At 56.6% G+C, this 15186-nt stretch carries 14 protein-coding genes; 2 read left to right on the top strand and 12 right to left on the bottom strand.

Annotated features, from left to right (window positions below):
• Positions 1-71 precede the first annotated feature (71 nt).
• Complete coding sequence (locus tag AVO44_RS05475; RefSeq protein WP_068333698.1) at positions 72-626, top strand: hypothetical protein; 555 nt, start codon at positions 72-74, stop codon at positions 624-626.
• 116 nt (positions 627-742) lie between these two features.
• Here the strand turns inward: AVO44_RS05475 and AVO44_RS21730 are convergent, their stop codons facing one another.
• The 10 genes from AVO44_RS21730 to AVO44_RS05425 all read right to left on the bottom strand — a co-directional run bounded on the left by AVO44_RS21730 (position 743) and on the right by AVO44_RS05425 (position 12507).
• Positions 743-1162 (bottom strand): LysR substrate-binding domain-containing protein, encoded by a 420-nt coding sequence (locus AVO44_RS21730; RefSeq protein ID WP_068333695.1) that lies wholly within the window; start codon positions 1160-1162, stop codon positions 743-745.
• A complete protein-coding gene (locus AVO44_RS21725; protein ID WP_068333693.1) occupies positions 1159-1431 on the bottom strand; it encodes a hypothetical protein in 273 nt (90 codons plus the stop codon). Before AVO44_RS21725 ends, AVO44_RS21730 begins: the two co-directional genes overlap by 4 nt.
• A gap of 380 nt (positions 1432-1811) precedes the next feature.
• Complete coding sequence (locus AVO44_RS05460; protein ID WP_068333690.1) at positions 1812-2990, bottom strand: acetyl-CoA C-acyltransferase; 1179 nt, start codon at positions 2988-2990, stop codon at positions 1812-1814.
• 10 nt (positions 2991-3000) lie between these two features.
• A complete protein-coding gene (locus AVO44_RS05455; protein ID WP_068333687.1) occupies positions 3001-5088 on the bottom strand; it encodes a 3-hydroxyacyl-CoA dehydrogenase NAD-binding domain-containing protein in 2088 nt (695 codons plus the stop codon).
• A gap of 40 nt (positions 5089-5128) precedes the next feature.
• The gene (locus AVO44_RS05450) at positions 5129-5515 is read right to left on the bottom strand and encodes a PaaI family thioesterase (protein WP_068333684.1); all 387 of its coding nucleotides are present in this window, start codon (positions 5513-5515) and stop codon (positions 5129-5131) included.
• Positions 5512-6591 carry an acyl-CoA dehydrogenase family protein gene (locus AVO44_RS05445; RefSeq protein ID WP_068333681.1) on the bottom strand — a complete coding sequence of 360 codons (1080 nt, stop codon included), beginning with the start codon at positions 6589-6591 and terminating at the stop codon, positions 5512-5514. Before AVO44_RS05445 ends, AVO44_RS05450 begins: the two co-directional genes overlap by 4 nt.
• A gap of 3 nt (positions 6592-6594) precedes the next feature.
• Positions 6595-7779: an acyl-CoA dehydrogenase family protein gene (locus tag AVO44_RS05440; protein ID WP_068333678.1), complete on the bottom strand. Its 1185-nt coding sequence runs from the start codon at positions 7777-7779 to the stop codon at positions 6595-6597.
• A gap of 39 nt (positions 7780-7818) precedes the next feature.
• Entirely contained in the window at positions 7819-9312 is a 1494-nt protein-coding gene (locus AVO44_RS05435; protein WP_068333676.1) for a class I adenylate-forming enzyme family protein, read from the bottom strand.
• Positions 9312-11270 carry a TRAP transporter permease gene (locus AVO44_RS05430; RefSeq protein ID WP_068333671.1) on the bottom strand — a complete coding sequence of 653 codons (1959 nt, stop codon included), beginning with the start codon at positions 11268-11270 and terminating at the stop codon, positions 9312-9314. Before AVO44_RS05430 ends, AVO44_RS05435 begins: the two co-directional genes overlap by 1 nt.
• A 97-nt stretch (positions 11271-11367) precedes the next feature.
• A complete protein-coding gene (locus AVO44_RS05425; RefSeq protein ID WP_068333669.1) occupies positions 11368-12507 on the bottom strand; it encodes a TAXI family TRAP transporter solute-binding subunit in 1140 nt (379 codons plus the stop codon).
• A 168-nt stretch (positions 12508-12675) separates the two neighbouring features.
• Here AVO44_RS05425 and AVO44_RS05420 point away from each other — a divergent pair, with 168 nt between their 5' ends.
• Entirely contained in the window at positions 12676-13458 is a 783-nt protein-coding gene (locus tag AVO44_RS05420) for an IclR family transcriptional regulator (RefSeq protein WP_068333666.1), read from the top strand.
• A gap of 147 nt (positions 13459-13605) precedes the next feature.
• Here the strand turns inward: AVO44_RS05420 and AVO44_RS05415 are convergent, their stop codons facing one another.
• Both AVO44_RS05415 and AVO44_RS21235 read right to left on the bottom strand, forming a co-directional pair.
• A complete protein-coding gene (locus AVO44_RS05415) occupies positions 13606-14916 on the bottom strand; it encodes a cyanophycinase (protein ID WP_157769931.1) in 1311 nt (436 codons plus the stop codon).
• Positions 14913-15149: a hypothetical protein gene (locus AVO44_RS21235; protein ID WP_068333663.1), complete on the bottom strand. Its 237-nt coding sequence runs from the start codon at positions 15147-15149 to the stop codon at positions 14913-14915. Before AVO44_RS21235 ends, AVO44_RS05415 begins: the two co-directional genes overlap by 4 nt.
• Between the last annotated feature and the right edge of the window lie 37 nt (positions 15150-15186).

Genomic DNA, 15186 nt, shown 5'->3' with positions numbered 1-15186 from the left:
GAGATAATTCGCGATACGCCCTCTCATGATCGTGAATTGATAATTTGGACGCGCAACGACACCTAACACGCATGAAAAAGCTCTTGGCCATACTGCTGTTGGCAGCCACCGCGACATCTGCTCAGGACTTGCAGGGTAATGACACTGCAAGCAACTGGAAGGGTACGCATCACGCCAGATTTGGCATTTGGAACTCAATATGTGACGAGCGGGTAGAATATGGCGAGCTTGTTCAACGATGTTACATAAGATGGGTCGACGTCTTCTCGCCACGTCCAAACTTCGCGGGTCAATTTATCTTCATTGTTCCGGAAGACACAGGATACAAGGTTGAATTTGGAATAGAGCCAGGGACTTTTTTCCATCCCAACGGGTTTCGCATCGAGCGGGCAGGAGAGGCCGTTTGGCGCACTCGTTGGCCCGGATGCCTCACCGGGCTTGGGTGTGATTTCTACGAAGATGACGCCGATGACTTGATCGGTCAGATGAGACAAGGCGGTGCTTTTCTGTTTGACTTTCGCGACAGGCATGGTGTGTCTCGTAAGCTGAATTGGCCGTTGGACGGCTTCGACGGTGCGTGGGCAGATTTTCAGCAGCAATCCCGGCTTCGCGACCTGATCGAATAGACGTTCTTTTCGTCGAAGACGCCTGGTCAGAAAAGGTATGAGTTAGTTCGTGTCCGGATTCGATACGCCGACTTTTTTCGTGATCAGGGAAGCCAGACACGGAACTGCTGACATGGTCAGATATGGGGCTGCACCGCCTGCGCAATGATCTGAGAAGGAAACCGGTGCCTCTTATAGCTGATGGACGATGAATTCATCGATGCCACCCACGTCCAAATAAAAACAGGAGCAATCGAACGACGCTTAACGTGGCAACTCACCCGCGCTGTTGTTTCAATTGCGGTCAGGATTTCCTGCAGCAGCAATTCCTCAGCTCGGTTTTTGACCGTGGCCGGGTTCCAGACAACGTGAACGTCGATGGCGGGCAGACCTTCGTAAGGAAAAACCTGCCAAAGTTGCTGATCGCGGACATCCCGGGCCGCAACGCGCAGGGGGAGAGGGCCGATACCAAGACCGGCCATAATCATGCGCCGGACTTCTTCCAAATGGCTTGAGACGCCGGTGATCTTCTGCCCCAATTCGGCTCGAGCCCTCATGACAGCGACCGGTTGCAGTACATCCAGGAGGCGGTCTGTTTCACCGCGACCTCGGCAATGGCATCGGCGCTGGAATGTACTTCGAGTGAGAAAGTTGCAGCGGGATGGTTTGCATGAAAACGGGCCAGAGCGTCATCGAGCACGGGGCACACGACGTGGCTGGCAACTGCGATCTTCATGTTGCCCTGAACATCGTCCGTCAAGTCTCGTAGCAAGGTCGAGAGACGCAACACGGATTCGTTGATCTCGACAGCTTCACGATAAAGCAAGCGGCCTGCATCGGTCAGCGATAGCGGTAAGGTGACTTGCAGAAACGCTTCCCGATGACCGGGTTTTCACCCTGCCTCTGATGCTGCCAGCGGTTCCGGCCGGTGCACTGTTCGCCTTTACGATTAGCTTCGACGACAAGCTGCGGCCCATCCGATTGGTCCGACTATGCTGCGGATTTGCAGTGAAGCAAGCGCCTGGATACGATTGTCCTCCGTTTGATCTTTTCCCGATGTTTCAGAATGGTCTGCCCGCGCCCGAAGTAGACATCAGCCGGAAAACGCTGACTTTGGAACGCGGGCTAACGGGTCATTTGAGGCCTTTCTTGCTCGGACCAGAGTCTTACGGCGGAACAGTGCAACAGTCCGCCAGAAATGCCCGTTCAGAAAATCTCGAACAACCCGGCAGCGCCTTGACCGCCACCGATGCACATAGTGACAATGCCCAACTTCGCACCGCGACGTCTGCCTTCGATCATCAGGTGGCCTGTCATGCGGGCTCCGGTCATGCCAAAAGGGTGACCGATAGAGATTGAGCCACCGTTAACATTGCAAATTTCCGGGTCGATTCCCAGGCGGTCCCGACAATACAGCGCTTGGCTTGCGAAGGCTTCGTTCAATTCCCAGAGGTCTATGTCGCTCACCTTCAGGCCATGACGCTCCAGAAGGCGCGGCACGGCAAAGACAGGGCCAATACCCATTTCATCGGGTTCGCATCCAGCAACGGCAAATCCCTTGAACGCGCCAAGCGGTTCAATGCCTTCGCGAGCGGCCACGTCGGCGTCCATCACAACAAGCGCAGACGCGCCATCAGACAGCTGAGACGCGTTGCCCGCTGTGACGAAGTTGCCTTCGCCGCGCACGGGAGCGAGACCTGCAAGACCCTCGAGCGTGGTATTTGGACGGTTGCAATCATCCATACTGAAGGTCACATCCTTGCGGGTGACCTCGCCTGTTTCCTTGTCTTTAAAGGCCTGGGTGACAGTGATCGGCACGATCTCATCCTCCAGCTTTCCCGCGGCTTGCGCGGCAGCGGTGCGTTTCTGACTTTCCAAGGCCAACGCATCTTGCGCATCACGGCTGACGTTATAGCGCTTGGCAACGATGTCGGCAGTCTGGATCATGTTGAAATAAAGCTCGGGCTTGTTTTCGACGATCCAGCTTTCCTGCGCTTGCGGTGGTCTGGACGGTGGCATCTGGCTGATGCTTTCCACACCGCCCGCAATTGCGGCTGGTACACCTTCCTGAACGATAGCATGAGAGGCCATCGCCACGGCCTGCAAACCCGACGAACAGAAACGGTTAATTGTTGTGGCGGCCACGGTTACAGGCAAACCCGCACGGACAACGGATTGCCGCGCGATGTTGCTGCCAGTCCAGCCTTCGGGGTAGCCGCAGCCGATGAACGCATCTTCCAGAAGGTCAGGATTGACGCCTGCACGTTTTACCGCATGCTCGATTGCGTGGCCGGCCATGGTCGCACCGTGGGTTTCGTTAAAGGCGCCACGATAAGATTTTGCAAGACCGGTCCGGGCGGTTGAGACGATGACTGCTTGTTTCATGGAAATGTCCTTAGTCGTTCAGGCTAGAAAAAAGTTTGCCTTCGGAGGCAAGCTTTTCCAGTAGGGGGGCAGGTTGCCAAAGGAACGCATCTTCTTTCGCAAACCTTTGGATGTCTTCAAGGATTTTTGCCGGGCCAACAGCATCGGCATAGTGCATAGGACCGCCACGCCAGCGGGGGAACCCATAACCATTGAGCAAGACGACGTCCACATCAAGTGGACGCCGGGCGATGCCTTCTGCGACAACGCGTGCTGCTTCGTTCACCATCGCCGCCATAAAGCGATCCACAATTTCGCCGTCACCCAGCTTGCGCGGCGTGATGCCCTTGGCCTTACGTTCCTCCGCAATGATGACGTCTACTTCAGGGTCAGGTGTTGGACCGCCCTCACCGTAGATATAGAACCCACGGCCGGTCTTGCGGCCAAAACGACCTGCTTCGCAGATGCGATCGGCAAATTCGGTATAGGTCTCGCGCGGGTCGCGTGTAGGGGCGAGGCGTTTGCGCGTGGCCCAGCCGATGTCCAAACCTGCAAGGTCACTTACGGCAAAGGGTCCCATGGCGAGGCCAAATTCCCTCAAGGCACGATCAACGGCAAATGGGCTTGCACCTGCCAGTACGGTGCCATCAACGGCTTTTCGGTAATGCGACAAAATCCGATTGCCGATAAACCCATCGCAGACCCCCGCCCGTACTGCGATCTTGCGCATTGTCTTTGCAAGGGCAAAGCCTGTCGCGGTGACCACTGGCGACGTTTGGTCTGCGACGACAACTTCTAGCAGTTTCATCACATGAGCCGGAGAAAAGAAGTGAAGGCCAATGACATCCTGCGGGCGGCTTGTCACTTGGGCGATTTCGTTAATATCGAGGTACGAGGTGTTGCTGGCAAGTACAGCGCCCGGTTTGCAAATACGATCAAGCTGGGTGAAGACATCTTTCTTCACCTCCATGCTTTCAAAAACGGCTTCGATCACCAGATCTGTTTCAGACAGGGCCGCATAGTCGCTTTCAGCGCGGAACCGTTCGGACATCAGCGTTTCAAACGTCGCCCGATCAATCTTGCCACGCTTTACAGAACCTTCCAGCGTGCGCGCGACAGTCTGATGCGCGCGTTCAGCGCTCTCGGTATCTCGTTCGATCAGAGTGACATTAAGACCCGCGAGAAGGGCTGAGGTTGCGATACCGGCACCCATAGTGCCGCCACCAACCACGCCGATCTGTGCCACGTTCCGGGGGTCAACGCCTTCGAGGTCCGGCAGTTTTGCAACTTTGCGTTCCGAAAAGAAAGCATGGATCAGTGCGCTTCTCTGATCCGTTTCCATCATTTTTCGGAATAGCTTGCGTTCCGCACTGAGACCTTCGGCAAAGGGCAGTTTCGCCGCAGCCTCCAATGCATCTACGCAGGCGAGGGGGGCAAGCTGCCCCGCACGGGTTTTGCTCAGTTTGGCGCGCGCAGTATCAAAGACTGACGGATCATGGCGTGTCACGTCCAGGGCCGAGACGGGGCGCGGGCCTTTGCCATCCTTCACCAGGTCTTTTGCAAATGCGATGGCTGCGGCGGTCACATCTGTCGCGTCGGTGACGAGGTCGACAAGCCCAAGCGCGGCGGCTTCCTTAGCGCCAATCTGCTTGCCGGTTGTGATCATTTCGATCGCCGTCTCAAACGAAACAAGGCGTGGTAGTCGCTGGGTGCCACCAGCGCCGGGCAGAAGGCCCAACGTCACTTCGGACAGGGCAAAGCGTGCCTTTGCGGTGGCGACGCGATAATGACACCCAAGCGCCAATTCCAGACCGCCACCAAGGGCCGTACCGTGCAGGGCTGCAACGGTTGGTTTGGGAATGGCCTCTAACGCGTTGATGACATCCGGGAGCAACGGCTCAACGGGAGGCTTACCAAATTCGCGAATGTCAGCGCCGGCAACAAAGGTGCGGCCCGCGCAAGCCACAACAATGGCTTGAACGGCCGCTTCATCGGACGCTTTTCGCGCCAGTAACTGCAACTCGGCACGCACGGGCTGTGAAAGCGCATTCACCGGGGGGTTATCGATTGAAATGACGGCGATACCGTCCTGAATGTCATAAGAGACAACAGAGGTCATGGTGTGTCCTGTTGATGTGCCGCAATGGCGTGAAAATGTTTTACTCTCGCAGCAGTTTGAAAACACCCGACGCCGTCGCCAGCAAAGTGCCATCCTCGGTTCGCAGTTCAGCCGAAGCAAACTTGGTGCTTTTGCCACCACCTGTGACATTGCCCGTGGCAACCACCCGGCCAGAGCGTGCAGGGGCAATGTAATTCACCGACAGCGACATGGTGAGAACCGCGCGATCGGGATCGCCGCTGTCATTTCGAACGGCCAGACCGCACCCATTATCCAGAAGCATGGCTACGAAACCGCCATGCAAAACGTTCACTCTGTTAAGGTGTTGCGGTCCAATGTTCAGCGCGCAGATACCGCTGCCTTCGCCGAAGACGCTGGATTCATAGCCAACAAAGCTTTGTGCGGCGGACTCGTCATCTGTGTTCATGCCGCATTCTCTTTTTTCATGGCAATCAGACGCATTGCGTGATCGTGACGCCCACCGAGTTGGTGATCCAGCATGATCAGGCGTTTCGCGTAGTGCGCGCCCGGGTATTCCCACGTCATACCGATGCCGCCGTGTAGCTGAATAGCCTCTTCGGCGCAGAGTTCGGCCGCGCGCCCAATCAGGTTTTTTGCCATCGATGTATGGCGACGCTGATCTCCGGTCCCATAGCTTGCAACGGCACGGATTGTGATCGACCGGGCTTGTTCCACCCACATGGTCATATCCACAATACGATGTTGCAAGGCTTGAAACGAGGCAATGTTACGGCCAAATTGTTTGCGCTGCTTCAGGTAGTCTGTTGTCATTGAGACAAGTGCATCCATCGCGCCCACGGCCTCGGCACAAAGCGCGATGCGACCCAAGTCCAGCACATCTTCGATACGTTCTTCGCTGGCTGCTTTTAGAGGCCTTGCCTGGGTTCCTTCAAGCAGCAGGTCAGCGATACCGCCACCATCCTGCATAGGTGCTGCGAGAACTTGAACAGAAGTGACGTCTTCTATCAGGTACAGGCCAAGACCCTGATCGTTTCGGGCAGCAATCAACAAAAGGTCGGCACCCGGTGCGCCGTAAACCGAGGATTTGCGGCCAGTCAGCTTGCCATCTTCGTCTGCGACCGTGCCGATTAGGGAAAGATCCTGCGAGATTTCCGGCTCAAAAACAGCAAAGGCGGGTCGGCGGGCACCGGCCATGATCTGCTTGACAAGATCGGTTTCGCCGCTTTCGGCCAAAAGACGCAGACCCATAAGAGTACCCAGATAAGGATCGGTACTGAGTGCACGGCCAATTTCCTCAAAGACCACCGAAACATCTTCGGCGGAGCCACCCAATCCGCCAAGGTCTTCTGAAACAAATGCGCCGAGTATCCCCAGTTTAACCATTTCCGACCAGGCTGTTTGATCAAAGAAAGGCGCTGTCCAGGCCGTGTCGTTGCGCCGCTCTGGTGTGCTGGTTTCTTGCAAGAACCGGCCGAACATATCGGCCAGCATGGCGTGATCTTCGCTGCGTTCAAAATTCATCGGTTAGTCCCTGAACAGTGTCTTTGCGACGATATTGCGCTGAATCTCATTAGAGCCGCCGTAGATCGACAGCTTTCTGTTGTTGAAATAAACGGGGGCTGCGCGGGTGGCTTCGGGTGGCAGGGCGATCTGATTGTCTGACAGGCTTTCTGCATCTGGCGCAGCCGCATGGCCAAGGGCCGAGCGATAGAGGCTCAGGATGCCTTGGCGTACCTGAGTACCGCGGATTTTCATCAGCGAACTGTCGATACCGCTTGCTGCGCTATCCCGCGTCCGCGCAAGGGCGCGCAGATTGGCCACGCGCAAAGCTTCCAGATCAGCCTCAAGTTCGACTGCTTGTGCCGCATAAAGCGGGTGCTCTGCTAAAGACACGCCATCGCGACGCACATCAGTTGCCATCTGATGATAGCGGTCCAGATCACGCGCCGAAAAGCCGACACCGGCTATGTTGGTACGCTCGTGGGTCAGCAGGTATTTCGCCACTGTCCAGCCTTCGTTTTCCGCGCCGACGATATTCGCGACAGGGACGCGCACGTCGGTAAAAAAGACCTCGTTCACCTCGTGGCTACCGTCGATCAGACGGATCGGGCGCATTTCGATGCCGGGCGTGTCCAGGTCAACAAGGACAAAGCTGATCCCTTCCTGAGGCTTAGCCGTTTGCGATGTGCGCACAAGGCAGAAGATGCGGTTGGCGTGTTGACCAAGGGTTGTCCATGTTTTCTGACCATTGATCACGTAATGATCGCCATCACGCTCGGCGCGGGTTTTTAGGCTTGCCAGGTCCGAACCGGCACCCGGCTCGGAAAAGCCCTGACACCACCAATCGCGGCCATCCAGAATACGGGGAAGATATTCGGCCTTCTGTTCGTCTGTGCCATAGCGGATCAGAACAGGGCCCAGCATCGCAAGCCCAAAAGACAGCAGACGTGGCGCACCAGCAAGGGCGCATTCTTCCGCAAAGATGTGGCGTTCAACAACGGTCCAGCCGGTGCCGCCATATTCTTCTGGCCAAGTCGCCGCGAGCCAACCGCGCGCGTTCAGGATCGCGTGCCACCGCTCAATATCCTCTTTTGTCAGCTCTCGGCCCGAGCTCGTTTTTGCAACGAGATCATTCGGCAAGTTTTCTGCCAGAAAGGCGCGAACTTCGGCCTGAAAGGCTTGTTCCGTATCTGAGTAATCCAGGTTCATTTCATGTCCTTTCGCGCCACTGTCCGTTGGCTTTGAAATTCACTCCGCATTGGGTGCGCGGTCCAAGACATCGGCAAAGTACGACAACAGTTTGTGCTTAATGATTTTGCCCGTGGCAGCTTGCGGCAGGGCATCAGAGACGATCACGCGCGCCGGCACCTTATAGGCTGCCATGCGTTCCCGGGCCCAATCACGCAGCTCTGATTCAGATACTTTTGCATGCGCGCTGACAAAGCCGATCACGTCCTCGTTTCTGTCGTGGGCGCGGCCCACAACTGCGGCTAAAGTTACGGCGGGATGCGCGGCCAATACGGCCTCGACCTCTGGCGGGTAGACGTTAAAGCCAGAGTGAATGATCAACTCTTTCGCGCGGCCCACGATATGCAGTGTGCCGTCTTCCTCTTGCTTGGCCAGATCTCCGGTGCGGAAAAAGCCGTCGTCTGTCATGGCTTTGCGTGTGGCTTCAGGATTGCGGAAATAGCCTTTCATGACGTTTTCGCCGCGAACACATAGTTCGCCGACCCCGTCGTCATTTGGGTTTTCAAGGCGGACTTCAACACCCGGCAGCGGGGGGCCTACGGCGCTGTCATTGCGCGGTGCGTCCATCAGTGTAAGCGCCACGCTTGGTGAACATTCCGAAAGCCCGTAACCATTGTGGAGCGGCAGGCCAAAAAGGTCCTCGGTCTGCGTTTTCAGCGCCATGTCCAAAGGCGCACCACCAGCATAAATGTAGCGCAGGTTGTGATCGGCTTTTTCGACCTTCTGCTCGCGCAGACGCTTGTTGATTGCGGCAAAGATCTGGGGAACGGCAGGGAAAAGCGTCGCCGTCTTCAACTGCTCAATCACATCATCCACGTCAAAACGGGGGCGCACGATCAGGCGCGTCCCGCCACGAACAGCACCAAGAAAAACAGAAGAAAGCCCAAAGATATGCGTGCCCGGCAACACCGCCAGCATCACATCTGTTGGCGTAAGTCGACGGGCGTCGGCAGAAAGTTGGGATACAAATAAAAGGTTCCCATGAGTCAGCATCACGCCTTTTGGCTCACCCACGGTGCCGGTCGTATAGATCAGGATCGCGGTTTGCGAACGGTCAGGCTCGACGGGCTCGACCGGTGCGTCGCGGATAGCGGATACAGTAAGCGAGCCACAAGCCAGAGGTTTTAGATCAACCCGGCCCATACGATCAGCGTGCGCCGCGGATGCTGGCGATGCATCCGGCGTAAACAGAGCACAGCGTGCCTCGCTCAGTTCAGAAAGTCGCAGGATTTCAGTATCCGTTAGGCGTGCATTGACCAGCACCGTCCAAGCATCAAGGCGGCTCAGCGCAAAGATCGCTACAAGGTAGGCCGCGCAGTTTTCGCTGATAAGCAGCACCCGGTCTCCGGCACGCACGCCATGGTCCATCAGGCGTTCAGCAGCCTGCTGGCTCATCTCATTGAGTTCGCCATATGTGTAGGCTCGACCGTCATAATCCGATAGGGCAATAGCGTTTTGATCCGCCGCAGTCAGGATTTCGTGGATCCGGTTCATCAGGTGTTTTCTCCTGCAAACTCTGTGCTGCGCCGCCGCAGGGCCACGAAAAGGGGTGGGAACGCAAGGAGGATACCAGCAATCAGGCTTGGTCCGAAGGGTATACCCACATAGTCCATTTCTGGCAGGGCAATCAAAAACCCCGCAACAAAAAGGACAATGCGCAACGGAAACTCGCCTGCGCCGGAAAGCGGTCCTAAAAAGATAACGTAACCCTGAAGCGCCATGCAGATCAAAGCCAGACCCAAAAGGGCGCAGGTTACAGCGATAAAGACTTCGATCGCCGGGGATTGCGCAACGAGCGCAGGATTGAGCACGAAGAAAAACGGCGCGATGTAGATAACTCCACCCAGTCGCATGGCCTCCAATCCGGCCTTCATCGCACTGGTGCCCGCCATGGTCGCCGCAGCATAGGCGCCAAGCGCCACAGGAGGTGTGATGTAGCTGACCATGCCCCAATAAAGAATGAAAAGGTGCACAGCGAGTATGTTGAGGCCGCCAGCCTCCAGTGCTGGGGCAAGAACCACAGCCAGGAAAATATAGCAGGCGGTTACCGTCATACCCATGCCAAAGACAAAGGCTGTCATGGCACCGGCGATCAACAGGATAAAGACGTTATCTCCCGCGAGGGCCAGCAGTTCGTTGACCAACGTACCTGCAAGGCCGGTGGCCGAGAAAGAGCCGACAATCAATCCGACGCCAAGAATGATTGCCGTCAATTCGGTCAAACCGGTTCCGACCTGTTTCAGAACGTCAATCAGGCCAGCTACCGTAAGACGGTGACGGGGGAAAATCTGGTTGACGATCAGCAGCAGAACAGTCGCATAGAAAGGTGCAGCAGTTTCCTGGCGCAGCACGACCATCATGAAGATCAAAACTGCAAATACCAGCACATAGGGCCAACCTTCCCGCAAGGTTGCATTTAGTCGAGGCAGATCGGGCCCGGACATGCCGCGCAGACCGAGGCGTGCGGAATAGGCGTCAATCTGAACAAAAAGCCCAAAGTAAAACAGCAGGGATGGTATCGCGGCGGCAATGGCGATCTCGACATAAGGCATCGACAGGAAAGAGGCCATGACAAAGGCGGTCGCACCCATGATCGGTGGCATTAAAACACCGCCTGTCGAGGCGCAGGCCTCGGTCGCTGCGGCTGTCTTCGCTGAGAAGCCAGTACGACGCATTGCCGGGATCGATACCGCGCCAGTTGTCAGGATGTTGGAAATCACACTGCCAGACATCGAACCCATGAACCCGCTGGCAAAGATCGAAACCTTAGCGGCACCACCGCGGTATCGGCCGACAAGGGCAAGGGCGAGATCGTTGAAGAACTGCCCGCCGCCCGTGTGTTGAAGCACGGCGCCAAAGATTATGAAGCCGATCACCACACCCCCAAACGCGCGCATAGGAATGCCAAAGATGCTTTCAGAGGAATAGACGTGATAGGCAATCGCTTCCGATAATGTACTCTGAAATCCGGAAAACGGATCTGGCACATGTCCTGCGAAGGTTGGGTAAAGCGAAAAGAGGGCCACGATTGCGAACAGGACTTTTCCCCCGGCTCGGCGTGTGGCTTCCAAGACCAGGGCAAAGAACACATAGGCGACCCATTGGGCTGTTTGGGGGGCTGCGTATTCCCAGCCTTCGGACAGATTGAGCTTTGCCACGCAAGCCAGATAGACACCGCTGGCAAGAGCGAGGGTCGCAAGAATCCAGTCATAAAAGGCGACCGGCCCAAGGCGCTCTCCGCGACGATTGAAGACAAGAAAACTCAGCGACAGGAAGATGGCTGCGAGAAGGGCAAGATACCTGCCATCCAAAAGAACGATCCCGAACAGCTGAATGTTGAACAACTGGTGAACGACAAGAAGAATTGCGCCAGTTGTGCCGATGATCAGCGCCAGATTGCGCCCGGTATCGTAGGTTTCAGCTATTCCGGCTTCGTTTTCGAGTTCTTGCATAACAAGACCTTTTTGTCGGCACGTTCAGCGCGCCGCAGAGAATTGTTTTAGCCCGGCCCAGCTTTTCTGTCGGGCCAGGCAGATACAGTCTGATCGATTAGAAAACGACTTGAAGTCCGGCTGCTTTGAGTGCTTCGCGACGCTTGGTTTCCCACGCGGTTGTCCAGTCGTCAGCGCCTGTTTCCTTCAACTCGTTCCACGCGTCTTGCAGAACTTGTTGCCGGCGCAGGAGTTCGTCGTTATGCGCCTGGGCCGCGTCGGTCCATACACCCAGCTCTTTGAAAAGGCGGATGGAACCTTCGTGATATGGAACAACCCATTCGAAGTTCTGGTTGTCGATGGACCAGCCACCGATGCCTGGCGCTTTACCGTCATACTCTGGGTAAAGGGCGATCATTGCTTTCGTCATGTTGTAGACGAGAGCATCTTCTTGCGCGTCCGTAGTTACGAGAACCGGGTACGCATACGCAGCGCCCTTGTGACCGTCGGTTCCGTCGATATTCGCGCCAACTTTGGCCGTGTTCGTTTGGAAAAACGGCGCGATTTCTTGCATGCGCGCAAGACCCTCTGTGTTGTTCTCATCAATTTCAGGCCAAAATAGTCCGCGCGGTGAAGAAGCCGCTTCGTAAGCGGGTCCCGAATTGGTTGAAGCAAAAGCGGCATCAACCTGACCTTCGATCAAGCCTTTCGAGGATGCGGAGTAGCTACCGAAATCTACGCGCTCGACGTCATCCCAAGTCAGACCGGCGTAGGCCAGATAAGCCGTCGTGTTTGCGTTGAGCGCCGGCGCTCCGGTAACCCAGGCAACACGCTTGCCCTTGAGGTCAGAGAATTCCTGAATTCCCAAGTCACCTGCAACTCCTACCGTAAGGTTAATGGCACCACCGGAGTTGGCTAATAATACGCGTATGGGCTGCGGGCCCCATTTCTGCTCGCCAAACTGGAAGACGCCCTCTTGCGCCATGAAGCTGCCGCCTACGCCTGTGGCTGAGAATTGCACCCGGCCCTGACGCAACGGTTCTGTCCGCGACACGTCGTTCTTCCCCGGCAAGATTCGAAGGTTGGTACCGGTGGCGGTTTGCAGGGCAGCGCCAATGGCAACAGCTTGATTGTAGCCAGCGGTTCCCGTGCCGTAGGCCGTCCAGGAAAGCTGCTTCGGCAGATCCAGATCAGCAGCACTTGCGGCTGAAGATACACCCAATAATGCGGCGGCGGCCACGGCAGTCAGAAACTTCATAGAATTGATCCTCCTCGAGCGCGAACTGGGTCCGCTATGCGAACGTATCTTTCGCAAAATGACAATTCAGTCAATGTTTTTTGCTGATGCACAAATGAACAGCGCCTAAATGTTGACATATGGTTCGCATAGCGAAATGATGGCGCGATTATTTGGGAGAAAAGTTGTATGGAGAAATTTGAGGGCGACGCTGAAACTGATCGGCAATTTGTGACCGCCTTGGCGCGCGGGCTGGATATACTCTCCGCCTTTGATGGCCAAAGCCGTTATCTCTCGAATTCGGCTTTGGCCACGCGATCAGGCCTCGCGAAACCTACCGTGTCGCGGCTTACACACACTTTGACCCGAACCGGCCATTTGGTTCGTAACCCTGAGTCCGGGGAATACCGGCTGGGCGCAAAGGTGTTGCAACTGGGATTCAGTGCGCTTTCCGCCATGAGTGTCAGCGAACTTTATCTGCCTGAAATGGAAGCGCTGAGCGTCGGGCCCAACCCCTACGTCACCGTTGCTCTGGCAGAGCAGGTGGGAAACCGAGCGATTTATGTTGCAACGCAAAAGTCTACCCAAGCGGTGACATTGTCGCTTTATGTCGGCGCGCGGTTGCCTCTTTTTTACTCGGCTGTTGGACGGGCCATACTTGCCCGCCTTGAGCCAGACGCAAGGGCAGCGGCTGTTTCGTTAGGGGCTGCGGAGTTCCCGGAGCAAAAGGCCCGCATCCAGGCGAGTGTCGATATTGCCGTAGGCGACTATGAAACACTTGGCTATGTGCGCAGCTTTGGCGACTGGAAGAAAGAGATCAACGCAATCGCGGTTCCTGTGACGTCGCTGGATGGCTCGACGATCTACGGCCTCAACGTCGGTGGGCCGTCTTTCCTTGTCTCACCCGAAGAGTTGGAGAATGACTACGCGGAACGGCTAATGGTGGCGGGTAAGCAGCTTTCGTCCAAATAGCATCGCGCGTCTGCTACTGGCAACGCGCTGAGAGCGTCATTTGGCGTGTGCAGCAAAGCCGACTTGTTTCATAGTGATCTGCCGAACCCGAAAAGGTTTGGGATGGACCCCGGCGCGACGGGAATTAGCCTCCGGGGTCCTGCGTGGTTACTTTGAGATCGCGACCGTGACCGGCGTGATGTCGAGACGCACATTGGTGTAGGCATAACTGTCGGCCTGTCCATCCAGCGCCTTCCAATAGCCCTTGGTGCTCTCGTCCTGGCTAAAGCGCAGCTCGAACCCTTTGTCGGAAATCCGTGGGTTGAACAGGTACGTCACGACTTCGCTGGCTGAGGCGTTGTCTACCAGGTCATAAGAGACAAAGTGCTTCAGCGTGGCGTTGCGGCTGAAAACGCCAGAGACGGCCGGATCGGGGGTCTGGAAATACTCGTCGCCACCAATTGTATCGTATTTCCCGGAGGTGTTCACAAAGCCTTCGCCAAAGGTCCAGCCGTCGCCCTGTTGGAAAAAGCTGACGCGGACGTTGTTATAGCTGCCATCCTCGCTGCGCTCAGCGCCGCGCACATCGATCACGTGCACTCCGCCGCTGCCGAGCACTTCGGCGGTGTTGCCGGTCACGACAAGTGCGGTGTTCTCCTCGATCCCGAACCCAAGCGGTGTGGTGTCGCGGTGCTTGTAGGTGGTTGCAACCAGACGGCCATAGCGGGCTTGGCGGTCGAAATGCTGGTCAATCACGCCATGTTCAAAGATGCCAAGACCGGTATCAAGCCAGACCGGGCCATAATCCTGTTCCGCGGATGACCCGTAGGTATCGGCGAAACCCACCGTTAGCGCGGAATAGCTGTCGCCCGAGGCGATCATAGCCTGGCTCATGATCGCCGCGCCAGCGCTGGTGCCGCCGATCACACCGCCGCGTGCCAGAACGCGTGACATCGCCTCGGCCGCGGGTCGTGCTTTGCCTTCGGCGTTCAGAAGCGTTTGGCGCAAACGCATCTGGTCCCCGCCGATCATCCAGATCGCGCTTAGCCCGTCTATCTGGGCCACGACCTCTGGGTTGTCGCCATTGTCTACCCAAGTTGATTCGTCCTCGTCAGTTTTGCTGTCGTCTTTGACGGAAATTGGCAAAAGGGTCAGCCGGTCCTCGGAAATACCCAACGCGGCCATCTCATCCAGGAATTTGCGAGCGTTGCGATAAGGCTTGCCCGATGCGGCCGGGATCACTCCGATACGTGCAGTATCAACGCCACCGGCCATCGAAATGAAACGCTCGTAAACGGCCGTGTTGGATGCGCGGAGCGCGCCGCCGACAAGTAAAAGACCGCCGCCAGAATTGCTATCGGCCAAGGCAGGCGCAGCAGGCATCCAAGCCAGGGCCGCAGTTGCGGCCAGGCCGACTGCCAGAATGCTGCGACGCGCCATAGGGCCGGTCATCTGGATGATATTTATGGTAGTTGTCACGGTCTTCTCTCCCTTAAGTAGCCGGGATACGCCCGGCGGCGATGGTTCCAGTCGTCCCGCGCCCAAAGTGACCCCGTTGTGACAACGGGCGCAGGCGTTACGTCCGCTAACCCCTGCCAGAGCGCCATTGCATACGCATGGCGGGTGCCCATTGTCTTGATTACGTGTTTGAGGCCCTGTTTGATGGCACCACTACGGTACGCATCCACCAGGCGTCGGCTCTTGAGTGCCATTGGTCGCTGGTTTATAGTATGATTGATTATTTTTCAT

This window comes from Ruegeria profundi (assembly GCF_001507545.1).
In the GTDB taxonomy this organism is placed as follows: Bacteria; Pseudomonadota; Alphaproteobacteria; order Rhodobacterales; family Rhodobacteraceae; genus Ruegeria; species Ruegeria profundi.
The sequence above is the reverse complement of the archived record's forward strand: the minus strand, read 5'-3'. Positions and strand labels throughout refer to the sequence as shown.